Source organism: Rhodovulum adriaticum, assembly GCF_004345735.1.
GTDB classification, from domain to species: Bacteria; Pseudomonadota; Alphaproteobacteria; order Rhodobacterales; family Rhodobacteraceae; genus Rhodovulum; species Rhodovulum adriaticum.
In genome coordinates, this window is sequence record NZ_SLXL01000007.1 from 96162 (window position 1) to 115373 (window position 19212).

Below are 19212 nucleotides of genomic sequence, written 5' to 3' on the forward strand. Positions count from 1 at the left end.
TGTGATCAGAAAAAACTTGAAGCGGGGCGGTAAAAGCCAAAACTTAATTACAAGACGCCATGCTTGGGGCCGCAGTCGGGCCTTGGGCGAACGAGGAAAGGAGCACGCAAGGTGCCGTCGTTTTCGAATACACTCGAGCAAGCCATTCACGCCGCTCTCGCGCTGGCCAATACCCGCCGGCACGAACTGGCAACGCTGGAACACCTGCTGCTGGCGCTGATCGACGAACCCGACGCGGCCAAGGTCATGCAGGCCTGCTCCGTCGATCTGGACGAGCTGCGCAAGACGCTGACCGATTTCATCGACGAGGAGCTTTCGACCCTCGTCACCGATATCGAAGGGTCCGAGGCCGCGCCCACCGCCGCCTTTCAGCGGGTCATCCAGCGCGCCGCGATCCATGTCCAAAGCTCTGGCCGGACCGAGGTGACCGGGGCCAACGTGCTGGTCGCGATCTTCGCCGAGCGGGAATCCAACGCTGCCTATTTCCTGCAGGAACAGGACATGACGCGCTATGATGCGGTGAACTTCATCGCCCATGGCGTGGCCAAGGATCCCTATTTCGGCGAACAGCGGCCGATCACCGGCGCCAGCGAGTTCGAGGGCGAAGGCGCATCGCAGACCGCCACCCCGTCCGAGGACGAAGGCCGCGATTCCGCCCTGGCGAAATACTGCGTGGACCTGAACGCCAAGGCCACCAAGGGCGACGTGGACCCGCTGATCGGCCGCAGCCACGAGGTGGAGCGCTGCATCCAGGTGCTGTGCCGCCGGCGCAAGAACAACCCGCTGCTGGTGGGCGATCCCGGCGTCGGCAAGACCGCCATCGCCGAGGGGCTGGCGCGCAAGATCGTCAACGGCGAAACCCCCGAGGTGCTGTCCGAAACCACGATCTATGCGCTGGACATGGGCGCGCTGCTGGCTGGCACCCGTTATCGCGGCGATTTCGAGGAACGGCTGAAGGCCGTGGTCACGGAGCTGGAGGAACACCCCGACGCGATCCTCTTCATCGACGAGATCCACACGGTGATCGGCGCAGGCGCGACCAGCGGCGGGGCGATGGATGCCTCCAACCTGCTGAAGCCCGCGTTGCAGGGCGGCAAGCTGCGCTGCATGGGATCGACCACCTACAAGGAGTTCCGCCAGCATTTCGAAAAGGACCGCGCCCTGTCGCGCCGGTTCCAGAAGATCGACGTGACCGAACCCTCGGTCGAGGATGCGGTGAAGATCCTGGAAGGGCTGAAGCCGTATTTCGAAAAGCATCACGATGTCAGCTACACCGCGGACGCGATCAAGGCGGCGGTGGAACTGTCGGCGCGCTATGTCCATGATCGCAAGCTGCCGGACAAGGCCATCGATGTGATCGACGAGGCCGGCGCCGCCCAGCACCTGCTGGCAGAGGAAGAGCGCGCCAAGACCATCGACACCGGCGAGATCGAAAACGTGGTCGCCAAGATCGCGCGCATTCCCCCGAAAAACGTCTCCAAGGACGATGCCGAGGTTTTGCGCGACCTGGAAACCACGCTCAAGCGCGTCGTGTTCGGCCAGGACAAGGCGATCGAGGCGCTGTCCTCGGCGATCAAGCTGGCCCGCGCGGGCCTGCGCGAACCCGAGAAACCCATCGGCAACTACCTGTTCGCCGGCCCGACCGGCGTGGGCAAGACCGAGGTCGCCAAGCAACTGGCCGACAGCCTGGGCGTGGAACTGCTGCGCTTCGACATGTCGGAATACATGGAGAAACACGCGGTCAGCCGCCTGATCGGCGCGCCCCCGGGCTATGTCGGTTTCGACCAGGGCGGGCTGCTGACCGACGGCGTGGACCAGCACCCCCATTGCGTGCTGCTGCTGGACGAGATCGAGAAGGCGCACCCGGATGTCTACAACATCCTGTTGCAGGTGATGGATCACGGGAAACTGACCGACCACAACGGCCGGACCGTCGATTTCCGCAACGTGATCCTGATCATGACCTCCAACGCGGGGGCGGCGGAACAGGCCAAGGCGGCTGTCGGCTTTGGCCGCGATCGGCGCGAGGGCGAGGATACCGCCGCGATCGAGCGGACCTTCACGCCCGAGTTCCGGAACCGTCTGGATGCGGTGATCTCCTTCGCGCCGCTGCCGAAAGAGGTCATCCTGCAAGTGGTCGAGAAATTCGTCCTGCAGCTTGAGGCCCAGTTGATGGACCGCTCGGTCACCATCGAACTGACCCGCCCGGCGGCCGAATGGCTGGCCGACAAGGGGTATGACGACCGGATGGGCGCCCGCCCCCTGGGCCGCGTGATCCAGGAACACATCAAGAAGCCGCTGGCCGAGGAATTGCTGTTCGGCAAGCTGTCGACGGGTGGCGTGGTCAAGGTGGGCGTCAAGGACGGCAAGATCGACCTGCGCATCACCGAACCCGAAAAGCGCCGCCTGGGGTCCAAGAAACCGCCCCTGCTGACCGCCGAATAAACCAGCGGTCCGCATTGGGTCTGACGATCCGCCCCCGCAGCCCACACGGTTGCGGGGGCATTTCATTGGGGGCCTATTGTTCGGTCAGCTTCAACTCGATCCGGCGGTTCTGGGCGCGGGCCTGCACGCTGTCGCCCTCGGCTACCGGCTGATACTCGCCAAAACCAGCGGCGGCCAGCCGCTCGGGCGGAAAGCCCAGATCCTGCACCATGTAACGCACCACCGACAGCGCCCGCGCCTGGCTGAGTTCCCAGTTATCGGCGTAATCCGCCCCGTCGGCCAGGGGCACGTCGTCGGTGTGCCCGTCAACCCGCAGGATCCAGTCGATTTCGTCGGGGATCTCAACGGCCACCTCTCGCAGGATATCCACCACATTGGCGATCTGCGCCCGGCCGCCCTCGGCCAGGTCGGCCTTGCCCGGTTCGAACAGCACCTCTGACGAGAACACGAACCTGTCGCCGACCACGCGCACGCCCTCGCGCCCGGCCAGCAGGCGGCGCAATTCGCCAAAGAATTCGGAGCGGTAGGTTTCCAGCCGCTTGGCCTCTTCGGCCAGGCGGCGGGCCTCTTCCTCCAGCCGCCGGCGTTCGGCCTCTTCCAGTTCGGCGCGGGCGCGTTCCTCGGCGGCGGCGCGGGCCAGCGCGGCGTTCAGCCGGTTGCCCAGCGACTCGATCTGCACCTGCGCCGCCGCATCGCGCGCGGCGGATTCGTCCAGCAGCGCCTGCAAGCTGCCCAACTCGGCACGCAACGCGGCCAACTGCTGGTTCAACAGCGCCACCTTGCGCTGACTTTCGGCCGATTGCGCCTGGGTTTCGGACAGCGCGGCCTGCGCCTGCGCCAGCAGCGCCGCGCGATCCTGGGCCAGGGCGCTGCTTTGCTCGGCCGCTTGCTCCGCTTCCATCCGGGCGGCAACGGCCTGGGCCAGGCGGCGGGCGATCTCGTCCCGGTCGCCGATTTCCGTGCGCAGGGCCTCCAGCTCGGCGCGGGCCTGGGCCAGATCCTCCCGCGCTTGGGTCAGCGCCTGCGCCAGGTCGGTGCGCGCGGCCTCGGCCCGCGATTGCGCGGTCAACGCATCCCCACGGGCGGCCTCTGCTGCCTGCCGGGCGTCCTCGGCCCGCGATTGCGCGGCCAGCGCGGCGGACAGCTTGTCGTTCAGCCCCTCTCGGGCGGCCTCGGCGGCGGCCAGCAGGGTCAGGGTTTCCTCGGCGCGTTTGCGCTCTTCCTCCAGCGCCAGGGTCATGGCGGTCAACTCGTCCTCGGCGCCCCGCAGACGGTCGCGCAAGGCCTGGGCGGCCGCGGCCTCTGCCAGGCGGGCGGCTTCTTCCTCGGACAGGGCGGTTTGCAGGTTGTCCACCTGTTCGGACAGGGCGGCGCGGGCTGCTTCGCCCTCGGCCTGCTCGGCGCGCAGATCTGCCACCAATGCCTCCAGCGCCTCGCGGCGGGCGGCGGCCAGGCGGGCGGCCTCGGTCTGGGCGTCCATCTCTGCCCGAACAGAGGCCAGCGCCGTTTCCAGCCGCTGCTGCTCGGCCTCCAGCGCGCTGCGGGCGGCATCCAGCGCGGCGACCTCTGCCTGCAGATCCTCGCCCCGCTGGCGGGCGGCGTCGCGTTGGGCCAGCAGGCGGCTGACCTGGCCCTCGAAATCGTCGATGGTCGCCCGCGCCGCCGCCAGATCGTCGGCCTGGGCAGCCACCCGCGCCTGCAACGACCCGATCAGCGCCTCGCGTTCCTCGGCGCGGGCGCGGGCATCTTCCAGCGCGGTGTCCAGGGTGCCCACCTCCTCTTCCAGCGCGCTGGCGCGGCGGCGTTCCATCCCCAGGGCATCGGCCAGCGCGGCCAGTTCGGAATTGAGTTGGGAAAGTTCCGTTTCCTGCCCGGTGATCGTATCGCGCAGCATCACCTGCACGATCATGAAGATCGACAACACGAACATCAGCACCAGCAACAGCGCCGTCATCGCGTCCACGAACCCCGGCCAGATAGAGGCCTGGAATCGCTGCCCGCTGCGCCGGCTCAGCGCCATGGCCTAGCCCCCGCGCGTGTCTTGCGGGGCAAGACGCGCCAGCGCCCGGCCCAGATCGGCCAGGTCGCCGCGCAGGTCGGTCACGGTTTCCTGCCGCCCGGCGGCGATTTCCTCCAGGATGCGCAGCAGTTGCACATCGATCGAACGCAGGCGCATCCGCACCTCGGCATCAGCCAGCGACCCCTCTTCGCCCATGCGCGCCTCGATCGCGGTGGCGGCGCGTTCCTGCCCCTCGGCCACGCGCGCCAACGCCTCGGTCAGAGTGTGGCTGTCGCCGCGCTGCGCCTCCATCGCGGTGCCCAGGGTTTCCACCGCATCGGCCAGCGCACCGACCCGCTGTTCCAGCGCGCGGCGTTCCGCATCGGATCGTTCGAACAGATCGTGCAGGCCCGCCATCCGGTCGGCCAACTGATCCAGCGTGGCAGCCAGCAGCCCGGCCTCACCGCCGGTTTCGCCCTCCTCCTCGCCCGAGGAAAAGCCAAGCCGCGTGATCGTGGACAGCCATTCCTCCAGTTCCTGGTAGAAACGGTTCTGGCCGTGCCCCACGAAAAGTTCCAGCAACCCCACCACCAGCGACCCGGCCAGCCCCAGCAGGGAGGAGGCAAAGGCCGTGCCCATGCCGCCCAACTGTGCCTCCAGCCCGCTCATCAACCGGCCAAAGACCTCAACCCCGCCCTCGCCCTCTTGCGGGGCAAGCGAGCGGATGGTTTCGACCACCGCCGGAACGGTCGTGGCCAGCCCGTAGAACGTGCCCAGAAGGCCCAGGAAAATCAGCAGGCTGGTGATGTAGCGGGTGATGTCCCGCGCTTCCTCGATCCGGGTGGCGACGGATTCCAGGATTGACCGGGCCGAGGCCGCGCCGATCTGCATCCGCTTGCCCCGCTTGCGCAGCAGCGCGGCCAGCGGCGCCAGCAGCCGCGGCGCCCGCGTGGCCGAGGCCCCGTCGCGACCGGCCGCAAAATCCTCGATCCAGCGGACCGAGGCGATCAGTTGCGCCGCTTGCAGGAAACAGGCCAGCAGCCCGACCACAAAGACGAACAGGATCACGCCGTTCAGATAGGGGTTGGCCAGAAAGACCGGCGCCACCTGCGGATAGGCGATATAGGCCCCGGCCGAGAACAGCGCCACGGCCAGCAGCATCAGCAGCACCTGGCGCAGCGGTCGGGAAAACTGCGGCGTGGCCTCGCGGTCGGTCATGTCCATGAAAGGGGTCCTGACGCGCTTGTTCCTTGCGCGGGACACTAGGCCAAGCCCGCCGCCCGGACAACATTCAATCCCGTGACAGCGCCCGCACCCGGTTCACCAGCCACGCCATATCGGGATCGTCGATGCCCAGTTCGGCCAGGTGGGCAGCGGTGTTGAACAGGTATTCATCGTTCGGCCCCATGCCGCCGCGGGCGCGGGCGATGATCTGCGCCTGATCCTCCAGCGGCAGGCCGCCGCAATACTGGACGTGCTCGGGGTCGATGACATAGGCCAGCACGGGCATCGGGCCGTCGGCCTCGACCTCCAGCTCCGTTTCAAGGTAGGCCGAGGAAATCAATTCCCGCTCGCGCAGATAGGCCAGCGACGCCGCTTCGGTGCCCGGTTCGGCGCGCAGCGCCACCCCATCGCAGGCGGCCCCCGCCATCGCGTCCAGCGCCAGCACCAGCCCCGGCGCCGTTTCTGTGCCCCGATGGTGGATAGAGCGCATGCAGAAACTGCGATGCCACCCCTCCAGCCGGGCAAGCCGACGCTCTGCCACCGGGAAACCGGGGTTCCACAGCAGCGATCCGTATCCGAAGACCCACAAGTCGCGCATCCGTCTGGTCCTTTCTGACTGCCCCCTGTAAACCTGATCGCGGCGCAAAGCGAAAGGGGCCGGGATGCGCGTTCTGCTGGGACTTGTCACGCTGTTGGCGGTGATCTGGGCGGGCTACTGGGCGCTGGCCGCGCGCGGGCTGGAAACCGGCCTGTCCCGATGGGTAGAGGCACGCCGGGCCGAAGGCTGGGCCGCGGATTACGCCGGGCTGGCCGTCACGGGCTTTCCCGCACGGTTCGACACCGCCTTTACCGGGCTTAGCCTGGCCGACCCGGAAACCGGGCTGGCGTGGTCGGCACCGCATTTTGCCTTCACCGCCGCCAGCCACCGCCCGCAAGCGATCACCGCGATCTGGCCGCCCAGCCAGCAGATCGCCACCCCCCGCGAAAAGATCGCCGTGAACGCGGCCCTGATGCAGGGGCGGCTGGAATTTCGCCCCGGCCCGGCGCTGGCCCTGATCGGGGCGGATTACCGGTTCGAGGATCTGCGCCTGACCTCTACCGCGGGCTGGATGGCGGCGGCGGGCCGGGCCGATCTGACCTCGGCGGCGGTCGAGGGGCAGGCAGATGTGCAGATGATCGACCTGCAGGCCCAGGCCATGCGCCCGCCCGCCCGGCTGCTGGCGCGGCTGGACCGGGCCGGGGTGTTGCCCGACGTGTTCGACCGCTTGGCGATGCGCGCGACGCTCAGCTTCGATGCGCCTTGGGACCGTCGCGCGGTCGAGGATCGGCGCCCGCAGATCACGCGGCTGGACCTGGACAGCCTGGATGCGAAATGGGGCGACCTGGAACTGCGCGCCGCCGGTACGCTGGAGGTGGACGCCCAGGGCCTGCCGCAGGGCACGCTGACCCTGCGCGCCACCAACTGGCGCGAAATGGTGGAAATCGCCCGCGCCTCGGGCCAGCTGCCTGCGGGGGTTGCCGACAACCTGACCCGCGCGCTGGCCTTTCTGGCGGGGCGGTCGGGCCGCCCCGAAACGCTGGACATCCCCTTGCGCTTTGCCGGGGGCAGCACATGGTTGGGGCCCGTGCCCGTAGGCCCGGCGCCGGATTTCACGATCCGCTAGGGTCGCTTATCCGCGCGGCTTGGCCCGGCGGGTGGGCGCGGCCTGTGTCGGATCCTCGGGCCAGGGGTGCCTGGGATAGCGGCCGCGCATGTCCTTGCGCACATCGGCATAGCTATTGGCCCAGAAGCCGGGCAAATCCATCGTCACCTGAACCGGACGGCGCGCGGGCGACAGCAGCGTAATCCGCAGGGGCAGGCGTTTCGGCCCGATCACCGGGTGCACGGTGACGCCGAACATTTCCTGCAGGCGCACCTCAATCCCCGGGGCCTCGCCGCTGTAGTCGATGGGCACCTTGCTGCCCAGCGGGGTTTCGAAATGGGCGGGGGCCAGCCGGTCCACGATTTGCTGCTCGTCCCAGTCCAGCGCGGCGCGCAACGCGGGCAGCATGTCGAAGCGGCGCCACTCCTCTGCGGTTTTCACGCCGTTCAGATGCGGCAACAGCCAATCGTCCAGCCGCCCCATCAGCCCATCGTCGGAAAAATCGGGCAAATCCGCCCCCTCGGCCCGCAGCATTTCCACCCGCGCCTGAAACCGCCGCGCGGCATCGGACCAGGACAGGCCAAGGGCGCGCACGCCGTCCAGCATGGCGGTTGCCACGGCATCGGGCGGGGCATCCTTCCATTGGCGGTCATCCAGCACCAGCGCGCCGAAGCGTTCCTGCCGCCGGGTCCGCACCCGGTTTTCACGCCGCGACCAGGCGCAGACATCGTGCCAGCCGATGGCATCCCCATGCACCGCGCGCAGCTCGCCCTCGGACAGGGCGGCGGCCAGGCGAATGCGCGCCTCGCGCGGGTCGCCATCCAGATCCAGCGCCACCAGCAGCCGCTGCCCGGCCAGCGGGTCGCCGGGGTCCAGCGCCGCCCCCTTGCCCCCCGACAGGACATAGCGCGGATCGTCCCCCTTGCGGCGCAGCCCCACCCGGTCGGGATAGGCCAGCGCGGCCATTTCCCCCGCGCTGATCGGGCGGGGGATGTCGGGCGCGCGGGCGGCCAGCCGCCTGGCCTCTGCCCGGATGCGGGACAGCGCACCCCGGTCGGGCGGCACGGGCAGGTTGGCGCGCGGATCGTCCAGCGCGCGCAGCCGCAGGGCCAGATCGCTGCCCGCCCCGCGCAGCGGGTCGCGGTCCTGCACCAGCGCGGCCAGCGGCGCGGCCTGCTTGCCTGCCACGGCCAGCATGTGCCCCAGCCGCGGATGCACCGGCAGCGCGGCCAGCGCGCGACCATGATCGGTGATGCGCCCTGCCCCGTCCAGCGCGCCCAGTTGCCCCAGCAACGCGCGCGCCTCGGCAAAGGCGCCTGGATTGGGCGGCGTCAGAAAGGCCATATCGGCAGGGTCTGCTGCCCCCCACAGCGCCAGTTCCAGCGCAAGGCCTGTCAGGTCGCCGGCCTCGATCTCGGCCGGGGGGAAAGCGGCCAGCGCGCCCTCCTCCCCCTTGATCCAGAGGCGATAACAGGTGCCGGGCGCAACCCGGCCCGCCCGGCCCCGGCGCTGCTCGGCCTCGGCCCGGGTCACCCGTTCTGTCACCAGCCGGGACATGCCCGAATTGGGATCGAACCGCGCCCGCCGCGCCCGGCCCGCATCGACCACCACCCGCACATCCTGAATCGTCAGCGAGGTTTCGGCGATAGAGGTCGCCAGCACCACCTTGCGCCCCTGCGGCGCCGGTGCAATCGCGGCGCGCTGCTCGGCAAAGGGCAGCGCGCCGTATAGCGGGTGGATATGGCAATCGGGCGGCAGCCGCCCGTCCAGCGCCGCGGCTGTGCGGCGGATTTCGCCCTCGCCCGGCAGAAAGACCAGCACGCCGCCCTGCGTTTCAGCCACAGCCTCCGCGATCAGGTCGGCCGTCGCATCGGGCAGGCGGGCACCCTTGGGCAGGGGTTTGTCCAGCCACCGGGTTTCCACCGGATAACTGCGCCCGGCAGAGGTGACGACAGGCGCATCGGCCATCAGCGCGGCCACCGGCGCAGCATCCAGCGTGGCCGACATCACCAGCACGACCAGATCGTCGCGCAGGGCCTCGCGCAGCTCCCATGTCAGGGCCAACCCCAGATCGGCGTTCAGGGACCGTTCGTGAAACTCGTCAAAGATCACCGCCCCCACGCCCGCCAGTTCGGGGTCGGACTGGATCATGCGGGTCAGGATGCCCTCGGTCACGACCTCGATCCGGGTGCCTTTGCCCACCTTGGTTTCACCGCGAATGCGATAGCCGACGGTCTGGCCCACCGCCTCGCCCAGGGTTTCGGCCATCCGTTCGGCGGCGGCACGCGCGGCCAGGCGGCGCGGTTCCAGCATCACGATACGGCCCTGTACCAGCCCGGCGGTCAGCAGGGCCAGCGGCACGCGGGTCGTCTTGCCCGCGCCGGGCGGGGCCTGCAACACGGCGCGGCGGGCGCGTTGCAGCGCGTCCAGCAGCCCCGGCAGGGCGTCGTCGATGGGCAGCGTGGTCATGGCCCGGTTTATGGGCGAAACCGTCCGCCCCCGCCAGAGGGGTGGACACCCCCGCGCGCACGCGGCAAGACGGTCCGGCCCGCAAGGACCGGAGGAGCCGATGCAGACAGACGAGCTGGCCGAACGCATATGCAAGGGCGAACGCCGCGCGCTGGCCCGTGCGATCACCCTGGTTGAAAGCGGCCGGGCCGATCACCGGGAACAGGCACAGGCGCTGCTGGACCGGCTGACACGCGCGCCGGGCCAGGCGCTGCGGATCGGTCTGTCGGGAACGCCCGGGGTGGGCAAGTCCACCTTCATCGAAAGCTTCGGCATGATGCTGACCGGCCAGGGGCACAAGGTGGCGGTGCTGGCGGTCGATCCCTCCTCGGCGCGCTCGGGCGGGTCGATCCTGGGCGACAAGACGCGGATGGAACATCTCAGCCGCGATCCCAACGCCTTTATCCGGCCCTCGCCCAGCCAGTCGGCCCTGGGCGGCGTGGCCCGCCGCACGCGCGAGGCGGTTGCCCTGTGCGAGGCCGCCGGCTTCGACATCGTGCTGATCGAGACCGTGGGCGTCGGCCAGTCCGAAACCATGGTGGCCGAGATGACCGACCTGTTCATCCTGCTGATGGCCCCCGCCGGCGGGGACGAGTTGCAGGGCGTCAAGCGCGGCATCATGGAAATGGCCGACCTGATCCTGGTCAACAAGGCCGATGGCGATCTGAAACCGGCGGCCGAACGCACGCGGGCCGATTACGCGGGCGCCCTGCGCCTGCTGCGCCGCCGCCCGCAAGACCCCGAGGATTTCCCCAAGGCGATCTGCGTGTCCGCGGTGGCGCGCAGCGGGCTGGACCAGGCCTGGCAGGAAATGCAGACGCTGGCCGACTGGCGGCGCGACCACAGCCATTTCGACCGGCGCCGCGCCGAACAGGCGCGCTACTGGTTCGGGGAAGAGGTCCGCCGCGGCCTGCTGGCCCGGCTGGAAGAGGATGCCGAGGCCCGCGCGCGCATGGCCACCCTGGGCGAACAGGTGGCCAAGGGCGACCTGACCGTGGCCCGCGCCACCGCCCAGATGCTGGCCACGCTGGGGGTGCATCGGTGAAACCCTTTCTGGTGCTGCAACTGCGCCCCGAAACCGAGGCGTCCGACGACGAATTCGCGGCAATCCTGCGCAAGGGCGGGTTGACCCCCGATCAGGCCCAGCGCATTCGCCTGGACCAGGGACCGCTGCCCGAAGGGTTGTCGCTGGACACCTATTCCGGCGTGATCGTGGGCGGGGGGCCGGGCTGTGTGTCGGACCCGGCCGACCGGAAATCCTGCATCGAGGCCCGGATCGAGGATGCGGTGATGGGATTGATGCCCGAGATCACCGCACGCGACCTGCCCTTCATGGGGTGTTGCTATGGCATCGGGATCCTGGCCCATCACCTGGGCGCGCCGGTCACGAAAGAGCGGTATTCCGAACCCGTGGGCGCCACCACCTGCGTCCTGACGCAAGCGGGCCGCGACGATCCGCTGTTGGCGGGCGTGCCCGACAGTTTCCGCGCCTTCGTCGGCCACAAGGAGGCGGTGCAGGCGCTGCCCGCGGGCTGTGTGCACCTTCTGGCCTCGGAACCCTGCCCCTACCAGATGATCCGGTTCGGGCAGAACGTCTATGCCACCCAGTTCCACCCCGAAGCCGACAGCGACGGGTTCGAGGTGCGGATTCGCATCTACAAGGATCGCGGCTATTTTCCGCCCGAAACCGCCGCCGATCTGGTGGCGATGTGCCGGGCCGAGGACGTGCATGTGCCCGAGGGGATACTGCAACGCTTCGTGACGCGCTATGCGCGGGATTAAGGCGCGATGAATCGCTTGACGCCCCCCGCGATTGCCCTTAGTAGACCCGGACGGAATTCGCGGCGCTGCCCCGGGCGGCGCCGATTGCATTATTCGAGACAAGGAAGAACCCCATGTCGCGCGTCTGCGAACTGACCGGAAAAGGGCCGATGGTCGGCAACAATGTCAGCCACGCCAACAACAAGACCAAGCGCCGGTTCCTGCCGAACCTCAACGACGTGACGCTGATCTCGGACACGTTGGGCCGGTCGTTCAAGCTGCGCGTGTCGTCCTCGGCGCTGCGCACGGTGGACCACCGCGGCGGCCTGGACGCGTTCCTGGCCCGCGCCAAGGATGCGGAGCTGTCCGACAAGGCGCTGAAGATCAAGAAGGACATCGAAAAGGCCCAGGCGACCGCCTGATCCCCTTCGGTTTCCGAAATGCAGGCCCCGCGTGGTTTCACGCGGGGTTTTTGCGTTTCGGGACGCTCCCGCCCCCGGTCGGCGCGGGCAGGCCCGCTTGTCCGGCGTTGGGCCGGGCCGCGCCCGCGATGCGGGCGCGGGTGGGTATTTGGACCAAGAAGAACGGGCACGCGGGGCCTTGGCCCCCGGTCGCGCGCGGCCTAGAACGGACGGCGCGCGACAAGGGAGAGGAGCGAAGATGGGTTTGAAACAGGGAATCATCGGCGGGCTGATTGCCCTTGGGCTGGCCGGGCCGGCCCTTGCGGGCGAGATCGCGATCACCGACCCGTATGCGCGGGCCTCGACGATGATGTCGAAATCCGGTGCGGCCTTCATGGTGATCGAAAATGCGGGGACGCAAGACGACCGGCTGGTCGCGGCGACCTCGGACGTGGCGGCCAAGGTGGAGCTGCACACCCACGAGGAAGACGCCAACGGCGTGATGCGCATGGTCGAGGTCGAGGAGGGTTTCGCCATTCCCGCAGGCGGGCAGCATGTGCTGGCGCGCGGCGGCGATCATGTGATGTTCCTGGGTCTGACCCGGCCGCTGGAACAGGGCGACATGGTGTCGGTCACGCTGACCTTTGAAAAGGCGGGCGAGATGGTAGTCGAGGTGCCGGTAGATCTGGAACGCGGCGCGGCCGGGGCCATGGGCGCGATGGGCGGCCACATGAAGATGGGCGACTGACCACGCCCTATTCGCCCAGCATTTCGGCCACCCAGGCCGGGACGATGGCCGAGGCGCGCCCGTGGCGGGCCTCGGCGAAATCGGTGACGGTTTCGGACGGTTCCAGGTTCAGCTCCAGCGTGTGTGCGCCCGCGCGGGCGGCATCCTGCACGAAGGCCGCCGCCGGATAGACGCTGCCCGAGGTGCCGATCGCGACGAACAGATCGGCGGCGCGCAGGGCGTCCCAGATCGCCTCCATGTGATAGGGGAATTCCCCGAACCAGACGATATCGGGCCGCGTGGCGGGGGCAGTGCAGGACGGGCACTGATCGCCCGCGCGCATCCGGGACGGCGCGTCCCAGGTTTGCCCGCAGGCCGCGCAGCGGGCGCGGGTGATCGACCCGTGCATGTGCAGCACCGCCTGGCTGCCCGCGCGTTCGTGCAGGTCGTCGATTTTCTGGGTGACGATCAGCACCTCGCCGGGGCGGGCGGCCTGCAACCGGGCCAACGCGGCATGGGCGGCGTTTGGGATGGCCTCGGCCGCGTTCTTGCGGCGGGCGTTGTAGAAATCGTGCACCAGCGCGGGGTTGCGGGCAAAGCCCTCGGGCGTGGCGACCTCGGACAGGTCATAATTCTCCCACAACCCGCCCGCATCGCGGAAGGTGCCCAGCCCGCTTTCGGCCGAAATCCCGGCCCCGGTCAGAATCACGATCTTGGTCATCGCCGCCTCCTCGGCTATCAGTTTGCGCAAAGGAGGCCCGCATGACCACCCGTATCCTGTTCGTCTGTCTTGGCAATATCTGCCGCTCGCCCACGGCCGAGGGGGTGTTTACCGCCCTGGCCGAACAGGCGGGCGTGGCGGTGGACATCGACAGCGCCGGGACGGGCGGCTGGCATGTGGGCGATCCGCCCGACGCCCGCGCCCGGGCAGAGGCCGCGCGGCGTGGTTACGACATCAGCGGCCTGCGCGCCCGTCAGGCCCGGGCGGAGGATTTCGAGCGTTTCGACCTGATCCTGGCGATGGACCGGGCCAACCATGCCGCGCTGGAACGGATGCGGCCCGCGGGCAATGAAACGCCCGTGCGGCTGTTCCTGGATTACGCGAACAGCCCAAGGGACGAGGTGCCAGACCCCTATTACGAGGGTGGGTTCGATCTGGTTCTGGACCTGATCGAGCAGGCCTCGCGCGGGTTGCTGGAGCAGATCGCCCGCTAAACCCGCCCAAGTGCCCAGGCAAAGGCGTGGCGCAGATGGGCCTCTGCCCCCTCTTCGACGATCCGCCCATGGGCCATGACGATCCGCTGCGGTTTCCAGCCCAGGACCGCGCGCAGGGCGTGAGCGGCGGCGGCCTTGTCGCGCCAGGTCCATTGCGCATCGCGCGGGGTCTGTCCGCCCGGCGCCTGGGTGGCCGCGATCCAGGTGGCCAGCCGCATGAAGGGGGACAGGCGCGCGGGTTCGAAATTCTCGATCAGGTCGGTCAGGATCTGCGTGGCCGAGGGGATGTAAAAGAACACCACCTCGCGCAGGAAGGCATGACCGGGGATCAGTTTCTGGCGCAGGGTGTCGGCCCAGGCGGGCGGCGCGGTATCGCCTAGCGGTTCATGGGGCGGGAAGCGCAGGCCGTGGCGCGCCGCACGGCGGGCCACGCCGGGGGCGGCATGCACCTGGGCCGCCGGGTAGCGCGCGGCCCAGGCGGGCAGATAGGCGTAATGCAGCGCGTTGGGCGCCACCAGATGGGTAACCGGTCCCAACGCGTCGATTTCATCCAGCAGGCGTTCATCGGGTGCGATGGGCGAATGCATCCAAAGACCACCACCGGACAGCCGCACCACGACCATCCGGGTGGGAAAAGGCATGCCGTAGAAACGGATCGCCGGACCATCGGCCACCCACAGACCGGGGGCCAGCGGTTTCAGCGTGTCCAGCGGCGTATACAGCCCGCCGCCCCCCATCGGGTCAGCCGCAATAGGCCTCGGCCGTCTTGCCGAAGCGTTTGTAGCGCTGCCAGAATTCCGCATCGCTGGCACGGTCGGACTGGCGCACGACCTGCGCCTCGTGCGGTTCCACGAAGAAGCGGACGGCGCGGCGCTGGTCCCCCTGGCTGAGGGTCAGGTCGGCGGCCTGCTGAATGCAGGCGCACAGGCCACGGGTCGCGCCCGGCCGGTCAGAGCCCAGGCAGGCCCGTTCGATCGGGCCGGCGGCCACAGGCGTGGCACAAACGGCCAGCACGGCCGCGGTCAGAATGGTCTTCATCGGTCTGCCTCGTTCCAACGGCCTGGGCGGTTTGCCCGCTCTGTCGGCCACATGAAAAACAGCCTCTATCATGCCAGAGGCGCATGATTCTTTCAATCTTGGGACTGTTTTGCCGGGCGATTTCCGATGGTCAGGCGGTTTGCACCAGATGTAGCGTCACGGCCGCAAAAAACACCAAACTGGCCACCAGAACGAAGACATGCCAGATCGTGTTGTGGAACCGCAGGCCCCGCCATAGGTAGAACACCATCCCCACAGTGTAGAGGATGCCACCCGTCACGATCAGCCCCAGCACCAGCGGCGACAGCGTTGCAAACAGGCTCCACCCCGCGACGGCACCGGCCCAGCCCATCGCCGGGTAAAGCGCCAGGTTGACCGCTCGGAACCGATAGGGGGCCAGCACGCGCAGACCCGTGCCCGCCATGGCCGCCGCCCACAGCCCGGCAACCAGCCCGGCCCCCTGCCCCCCCGACAGCAGGGTAAAGGGCGTGTAGGTGCCGGCGATTTTCCAATAGATCGCGGAATGGTCCAACCGGCGAAAGATCGGGGTCCAATCGGGATGCTGAACCATGTGATACAACGCCGAAAAACCGATCATCGCAGCCAGTGCCGCCCCATAGATCGCCAGCCCGGCCAGCGCGGCGCCGCTGCCATGCAGCACCAGCCCAAGACCAATCAGGACGGGAACGCCGATTGCAACGACACCCAAGCCAATGAAATGGACGATAGCATCGCTCAGCCGTTCGGCGCGGGAATAGGCGGGGTATTCAATGGACATGGGACAAGCCTATCCCATTTCCCCGCCGCCGCCAAATCACGCCCGCGCGCGCGGCCTCTGGCCAGAGCGGCCCGGCTGCGCTAGAAATCACACACGACAGGGGCGTCCGGATCATCCGGGCTGAGAAGTACCCTTTGAACCTGAACCAGATCATGCTGGCGGAGGGAGTCGCGGATGCCTTGCCCGGCCGGGCGCGCCGTCCCGTCATTCCTGCCGCCTCGTCGGAAGGAGCAAGGAATGACCGACTGGGGCAGCCACCTTTCCACCATGCGCGCACAGGCGCCGCTGGTGCTGAACATCACCAATTTCGTGGCCATGAACGTGATGGCGAACGTCTTGCTGGCGGTCGGCGCCTCGCCCGCCATGGCCCATGCCGAGGAAGAGATCGCCGAGATCACCGCCCTGTCCGGCGCGCTGACGATCAATTTCGGCACCGCCGACGCATCGTGGATGCGCGGGATATTCAAGGCGGTGGAAACTGCGCAGGCCCGCGATATCCCCTGGGTGTTCGACCCGGTCGCCGTGGCGGTCAGCCAGTTGCGGCGCGACACCGCCGCGCGCCTGCTGGAAATGGGGCCCGCGGTGGTACGCGGCAATGCCTCTGAAATTCTGGCGATGGCGGGTCAGGGCGATGGCGGCAAGGGCGTGGATGCCACCGATGGCGTGGCCGAGGCCGAGGCCGCCGCGCGCAGCCTGGCCAATCGCAGCGGCGCGGTGGTCGCCGTCACGGGGCCGGTGGATTTCGTCACCGATGGCGACCGGGCCTATCGCGTGGCGGGTGGGCATCCGCTGATGCCGCAGGTCACCGCCCTGGGCTGCGCCTTGACCGGCGTTGTCGGCGCCTTCTTGCCCGGCCAGCCCCGGCTGGAGGGGACCGCCGCCGCGCTGGCCTGCTACGCGACTGCGGGCGAACGCGCGGGGGCAGGTGCGGCCGGGCCGGGCAGTTTCGCCGTGGCCTTCCTCGACGCGCTGGCCGCGCTGACGCCTGCGGACCTGACTGCGGCGGCACGGGTGACCCCGGCATGAACCTGTCGGTCTATTTCGTCACCCCCGATGGCGCCGACGACGCGCTGGTGCTGGCCGCCCTGCGCGGCGGCGCCACCGCGATCCAGCTGCGCGACAAGACCGCCACCGATGCCGAGATGACGGCCCAGGCCCGCCGCCTGATCCCGCACCTGACAGCGGTCGGCGTGCCGCTGATCGTCAACGACCGGGTCGAAGTAGCCCGCGCCGCCGGGGCCGCGGGCCTGCATATCGGCCAGGGCGACGGCGACCCGCGCGCAGCCCGCGCCGCAATCGGGCCGGACCGTATCCTGGGCCTGTCGGTCGAGGAGGCCGCCCACCTGACGGCGATGCCCCCGGGCGTGGTCGATTACGTGGGCCTGGGGCCGGTGCGCGCCACCGCGACCAAGCCCGACCACGCCGCCCCCATCGGGTTGGACGGGCTGGCCCGGCTGACCGCCGCCGCCCCTGTGCCCGCCGTGGCCATCGGCGGGGTAAACGCCGCGGACATCCCCGCGATCAAGGGCTGCGGCTGCGCGGGCATCGCCGTGGTTTCCGCCATATCCGCCGCCCCCGATCCCCTGGCCGCAACCCGCGCCCTGGCCACCGCATGGAGCACCGCATGATCCCCAACATCCTGTCCATTGCCGGCTCGGACCCCTCGGGGGGCGCGGGCATCCAGGCCGATATCAAGGCGATTTCCGCCAATGGCGGCTATGCCATGGCCGCGATTACCGCACTGACCGTGCAAAACACTTGCGGCGTGCGGTACGCGCGGCTGATGGCGCCTGATCTGGTCGCCGCGCAGGTGACCGCCGTCTTCGACGATATCCGGGTCGACGCGGTCAAGATCGGCATGCTGGGCGACGCCGCCATCGTGCGGGCCGTGGCCGAGGTGCTGGCGGACCGCGACGTGCCGGTGGTTCTGGACCCGGTCATGGTGGCCAAGGGCGGCGACCGCCTGCTGGCCGCCGAGGCCGTGGCCGCCCTGCGCGACCGGATGGTGCCGCAGGCCACGATCATCACCCCCAACCTGCCCGAGGCCGCCGACCTGCTGGACCGCCCAGAGGCCCGCGACCGCGCCGAGATGGAGGCCCAGGCCCGCGCCCTGCTGCATCTGGGCTGTGGTGCGGTGCTACTGAAGGGCGGGCATCTGGGCGGCGCCGACAGCCCGGACCTGTTCCTGTCGCCCGACGGCGCCCATTGGCTGGAGGGGCCGCGCCTGCCCACGGCCAACACCCACGGCACGGGCTGCACCCTGTCCGCGGCCCTGGCCACGCAACTGGCCCTTTGCGGTCAGGCCCGACCCGCAATCGACGCCACCAAGGCCTATATCCAGGGGGCAATCCGTGGCGCGGATGGGTTGTGCGTGGGCCGGGGGCACGGGCCGACCGATCACTTCTTCGCATTTCGCGGCTAAGAGTGTTGCACAACGCAGACAGCGCGTTGGCGCGTCGAAACCTGCGGAACATTGGGCTGGTGCGTTTGGATTGATTCTAGTACGAATCGTACTTGGGTGGGATTTACATAGATCGAGCATGGATCGAGCGCGGGATGAAACCCACCTTTCTTTATATTGTTCTGATGGCACTTTTCATGGGGGGTGCCTCTTTCGCGGAAGAGCGAAAGGTTTTGGGGTATGGCCGCCTTTTCACGAATGATGCATTCGGCGATGGCATGGACCGTTGGCGAACCGGCTCTTACACCGTTTCGCGCGTCACCGGCACGTCTTGGGCCGGACAGGCGCCGCAGCGTCTGGGCAGCCTGCGGGAATACCGCCTGCGGGGCGAAATCGTCGCGCCCGCGAACCTGGTGACCCCGGCCCCGACCGACCGGCGCTACGCGGGGATCTGGTCCCTGGGCGTGCATACCCATTCCATCTGGCACAACACCCAGCTTAGCCTGGGCGGCGATCTGGTCATCACCGGCCCCCAGACCGGGCTGGGCCAGTTCCAGGAATGGGTTCACAGCATGTTCGACCTGCGCGCCCCCACGCTGAAGAACCAGATCGGCGACAGCATCAACCCGACCCTTGTTGCACAGGCAGTCTATCCCCTCGATTTCGGCGAGCGGGTGCAGATCCGTCCCTTTGTCGAGGCGCAGGCCGGCTTCGAGGATTTCGTGCGCGGCGGCGCCGACCTGGTCCTGGGCCGTGTGGGGCGCAATGAATTGCTTTTGCGCGAACAGGTTACAGGTCAACTTTACCCCGGCATCCGGAATGACGAAGGTGGGGTTTCGGTGGTTCTGGGCGGGGACATCGCCAAGGTCTTCGACAGCACACTGCTGCCCGAGTCGCAGGGCTATCGCCTGACCGACACCCGGCAACGGGTGCGTCTGGGCATACGGCACGAGGGCCGGCAAACCGGCGTTTTCTACGGGCTGACCTGGCTGGGCAAGGAATTCAAGGCCCAGACGGACGAACAGGTCGTGGGATCGTTGCGCCTGCGCATATCTTTCTGAAAAAAGTTAAC

At 68.8% G+C, this 19212-nt stretch carries 19 protein-coding genes and 1 riboswitch; of the genes, 11 read left to right on the top strand and 8 right to left on the bottom strand.

Annotation, left to right across the window (positions count from 1 at the left end):
• Positions 1-111: 111 nt before the first annotated feature.
• Positions 112-2445 (top strand): ATP-dependent Clp protease ATP-binding subunit ClpA, encoded by a 2334-nt coding sequence (clpA, locus tag EV656_RS10760; protein WP_132603596.1) that lies wholly within the window; start codon positions 112-114, stop codon positions 2443-2445.
• A 73-nt stretch (positions 2446-2518) separates the two neighbouring features.
• On the opposite strand, the gene EV656_RS10765 is transcribed toward clpA, so the two are convergent.
• The 3 genes from EV656_RS10765 to EV656_RS10775 all read right to left on the bottom strand — a co-directional run bounded on the left by EV656_RS10765 (position 2519) and on the right by EV656_RS10775 (position 6266).
• On the bottom strand, positions 2519-4465 hold the full coding sequence (locus EV656_RS10765) for a peptidoglycan -binding protein (protein WP_132603599.1): 1947 nt from the start codon (positions 4463-4465) through the stop codon (positions 2519-2521).
• A gap of 3 nt (positions 4466-4468) precedes the next feature.
• Positions 4469-5668 (bottom strand): biopolymer transporter ExbB, encoded by a 1200-nt coding sequence (locus tag EV656_RS10770; RefSeq protein ID WP_132603602.1) that lies wholly within the window; start codon positions 5666-5668, stop codon positions 4469-4471.
• Between the two features lie 67 nt (positions 5669-5735).
• Positions 5736-6266 (bottom strand): gamma-glutamylcyclotransferase, encoded by a 531-nt coding sequence (locus EV656_RS10775; protein ID WP_132603605.1) that lies wholly within the window; start codon positions 6264-6266, stop codon positions 5736-5738.
• 64 nt (positions 6267-6330) lie between these two features.
• On the opposite strand from EV656_RS10775, the gene EV656_RS10780 reads away from it, so the two are divergent.
• Complete coding sequence (locus tag EV656_RS10780) at positions 6331-7332, top strand: DUF2125 domain-containing protein (RefSeq protein WP_132603608.1); 1002 nt, start codon at positions 6331-6333, stop codon at positions 7330-7332.
• Between the two features lie 6 nt (positions 7333-7338).
• Here EV656_RS10780 and hrpB read toward each other — a convergent pair whose 3' ends face one another.
• Positions 7339-9780, bottom strand: a complete 2442-nt coding sequence (hrpB, locus tag EV656_RS10785; RefSeq protein WP_132603611.1) for an ATP-dependent helicase HrpB — start codon at positions 9778-9780, stop codon at positions 7339-7341.
• Positions 9781-9880: 100 nt separating this feature from the next.
• Here hrpB and meaB point away from each other — a divergent pair, with 100 nt between their 5' ends.
• The 4 genes from meaB to EV656_RS10805 all read left to right on the top strand — a co-directional run bounded on the left by meaB (position 9881) and on the right by EV656_RS10805 (position 12729).
• Positions 9881-10864 carry a methylmalonyl Co-A mutase-associated GTPase MeaB gene (gene meaB, locus EV656_RS10790; protein WP_132603614.1) on the top strand — a complete coding sequence of 328 codons (984 nt, stop codon included), beginning with the start codon at positions 9881-9883 and terminating at the stop codon, positions 10862-10864.
• A complete protein-coding gene (locus tag EV656_RS10795) occupies positions 10861-11601 on the top strand; it encodes a glutamine amidotransferase (RefSeq protein WP_132603617.1) in 741 nt (246 codons plus the stop codon). Before meaB ends, EV656_RS10795 begins: the two co-directional genes overlap by 4 nt.
• 113 nt (positions 11602-11714) lie before the next feature.
• The gene (rpmB, locus tag EV656_RS10800) at positions 11715-12002 is read left to right on the top strand and encodes a 50S ribosomal protein L28 (RefSeq protein ID WP_132603620.1); all 288 of its coding nucleotides are present in this window, start codon (positions 11715-11717) and stop codon (positions 12000-12002) included.
• Positions 12003-12240: 238 nt separating this feature from the next.
• Complete coding sequence (locus tag EV656_RS10805) at positions 12241-12729, top strand: copper chaperone PCu(A)C (protein WP_132603623.1); 489 nt, start codon at positions 12241-12243, stop codon at positions 12727-12729.
• A gap of 7 nt (positions 12730-12736) precedes the next feature.
• On the opposite strand, the gene EV656_RS10810 is transcribed toward EV656_RS10805, so the two are convergent.
• Entirely contained in the window at positions 12737-13429 is a 693-nt protein-coding gene (locus EV656_RS10810) for an NAD-dependent deacylase (protein ID WP_132603626.1), read from the bottom strand.
• Positions 13430-13470: 41 nt separating this feature from the next.
• Between EV656_RS10810 and EV656_RS10815 the strand changes: the two genes are divergently transcribed.
• Positions 13471-13923: a low molecular weight protein-tyrosine-phosphatase gene (locus EV656_RS10815; protein WP_132603629.1), complete on the top strand. Its 453-nt coding sequence runs from the start codon at positions 13471-13473 to the stop codon at positions 13921-13923.
• Here EV656_RS10815 and EV656_RS10820 read toward each other — a convergent pair.
• From EV656_RS10820 to trhA, 3 genes are all read right to left on the bottom strand, one after another.
• Positions 13920-14660, bottom strand: a complete 741-nt coding sequence (locus EV656_RS10820) for a DUF4336 domain-containing protein (RefSeq protein WP_132603631.1) — start codon at positions 14658-14660, stop codon at positions 13920-13922. The genes EV656_RS10815 and EV656_RS10820 overlap by 4 nt on opposite strands.
• A 4-nt stretch (positions 14661-14664) precedes the next feature.
• Complete coding sequence (locus tag EV656_RS10825) at positions 14665-14961, bottom strand: hypothetical protein (RefSeq protein WP_132603634.1); 297 nt, start codon at positions 14959-14961, stop codon at positions 14665-14667.
• 130 nt (positions 14962-15091) lie between these two features.
• Complete coding sequence (trhA, locus tag EV656_RS10830) at positions 15092-15739, bottom strand: PAQR family membrane homeostasis protein TrhA (protein ID WP_132603637.1); 648 nt, start codon at positions 15737-15739, stop codon at positions 15092-15094.
• An 88-nt stretch (positions 15740-15827) separates the two neighbouring features.
• Positions 15828-15923: riboswitch (TPP riboswitch) on the top strand.
• Positions 15924-15976: 53 nt separating this feature from the next.
• Between trhA and thiM the strand changes: the two genes are divergently transcribed.
• From thiM to EV656_RS10850, 4 genes are all read left to right on the top strand, one after another.
• The gene (gene thiM / locus EV656_RS10835) at positions 15977-16765 is read left to right on the top strand and encodes a hydroxyethylthiazole kinase (RefSeq protein WP_132603640.1); all 789 of its coding nucleotides are present in this window, start codon (positions 15977-15979) and stop codon (positions 16763-16765) included.
• Positions 16762-17367: a thiamine phosphate synthase gene (gene thiE, locus EV656_RS10840; protein WP_132603643.1), complete on the top strand. Its 606-nt coding sequence runs from the start codon at positions 16762-16764 to the stop codon at positions 17365-17367. The genes thiM and thiE overlap by 4 nt, the downstream gene beginning before the upstream one ends.
• Complete coding sequence (gene thiD, locus EV656_RS10845; RefSeq protein ID WP_132603646.1) at positions 17364-18161, top strand: bifunctional hydroxymethylpyrimidine kinase/phosphomethylpyrimidine kinase; 798 nt, start codon at positions 17364-17366, stop codon at positions 18159-18161. The genes thiE and thiD overlap by 4 nt, the downstream gene beginning before the upstream one ends.
• A gap of 164 nt (positions 18162-18325) precedes the next feature.
• Positions 18326-19201 carry a lipid A-modifier LpxR family protein gene (locus tag EV656_RS10850; protein WP_274610541.1) on the top strand — a complete coding sequence of 292 codons (876 nt, stop codon included), beginning with the start codon at positions 18326-18328 and terminating at the stop codon, positions 19199-19201.
• Positions 19202-19212: the final 11 nt, after the last annotated feature.

Excerpts from the sequence above, each read along its gene's own strand:
- thiM (WP_132603640.1), top strand. The coding sequence starts at position 15,977 with ATGACCGACTGGGGCAGCCACCTTTCCACCATGCGCGCACAGGCGCCG.
- EV656_RS10850 (WP_274610541.1), top strand. The coding sequence starts at position 18,326 with ATGGCACTTTTCATGGGGGGTGCCTCTTTCGCGGAAGAGCGAAAGGTT.
- meaB (WP_132603614.1), top strand. The coding sequence starts at position 9,881 with ATGCAGACAGACGAGCTGGCCGAACGCATATGCAAGGGCGAACGCCGC.
- EV656_RS10810 (WP_132603626.1), bottom strand. The coding sequence starts at position 13,429 with ATGACCAAGATCGTGATTCTGACCGGGGCCGGGATTTCGGCCGAAAGC.
- EV656_RS10765 (WP_132603599.1), bottom strand. The coding sequence starts at position 4,465 with ATGGCGCTGAGCCGGCGCAGCGGGCAGCGATTCCAGGCCTCTATCTGG.
- EV656_RS10815 (WP_132603629.1), top strand. The coding sequence starts at position 13,471 with ATGACCACCCGTATCCTGTTCGTCTGTCTTGGCAATATCTGCCGCTCG.
- hrpB (WP_132603611.1), bottom strand. The coding sequence starts at position 9,780 with ATGACCACGCTGCCCATCGACGACGCCCTGCCGGGGCTGCTGGACGCG.
- EV656_RS10770 (WP_132603602.1), bottom strand. The coding sequence starts at position 5,668 with ATGGACATGACCGACCGCGAGGCCACGCCGCAGTTTTCCCGACCGCTG.
- trhA (WP_132603637.1), bottom strand. The coding sequence starts at position 15,739 with ATGTCCATTGAATACCCCGCCTATTCCCGCGCCGAACGGCTGAGCGAT.
- EV656_RS10825 (WP_132603634.1), bottom strand. The coding sequence starts at position 14,961 with ATGAAGACCATTCTGACCGCGGCCGTGCTGGCCGTTTGTGCCACGCCT.
- EV656_RS10820 (WP_132603631.1), bottom strand. The coding sequence starts at position 14,660 with ATGGGGGGCGGCGGGCTGTATACGCCGCTGGACACGCTGAAACCGCTG.
- EV656_RS10775 (WP_132603605.1), bottom strand. The coding sequence starts at position 6,266 with ATGCGCGACTTGTGGGTCTTCGGATACGGATCGCTGCTGTGGAACCCC.
- EV656_RS10805 (WP_132603623.1), top strand. The coding sequence starts at position 12,241 with ATGGGTTTGAAACAGGGAATCATCGGCGGGCTGATTGCCCTTGGGCTG.
- EV656_RS10780 (WP_132603608.1), top strand. The coding sequence starts at position 6,331 with ATGCGCGTTCTGCTGGGACTTGTCACGCTGTTGGCGGTGATCTGGGCG.
- rpmB (WP_132603620.1), top strand. The coding sequence starts at position 11,715 with ATGTCGCGCGTCTGCGAACTGACCGGAAAAGGGCCGATGGTCGGCAAC.
- thiD (WP_132603646.1), top strand. The coding sequence starts at position 17,364 with ATGATCCCCAACATCCTGTCCATTGCCGGCTCGGACCCCTCGGGGGGC.
- thiE (WP_132603643.1), top strand. The coding sequence starts at position 16,762 with ATGAACCTGTCGGTCTATTTCGTCACCCCCGATGGCGCCGACGACGCG.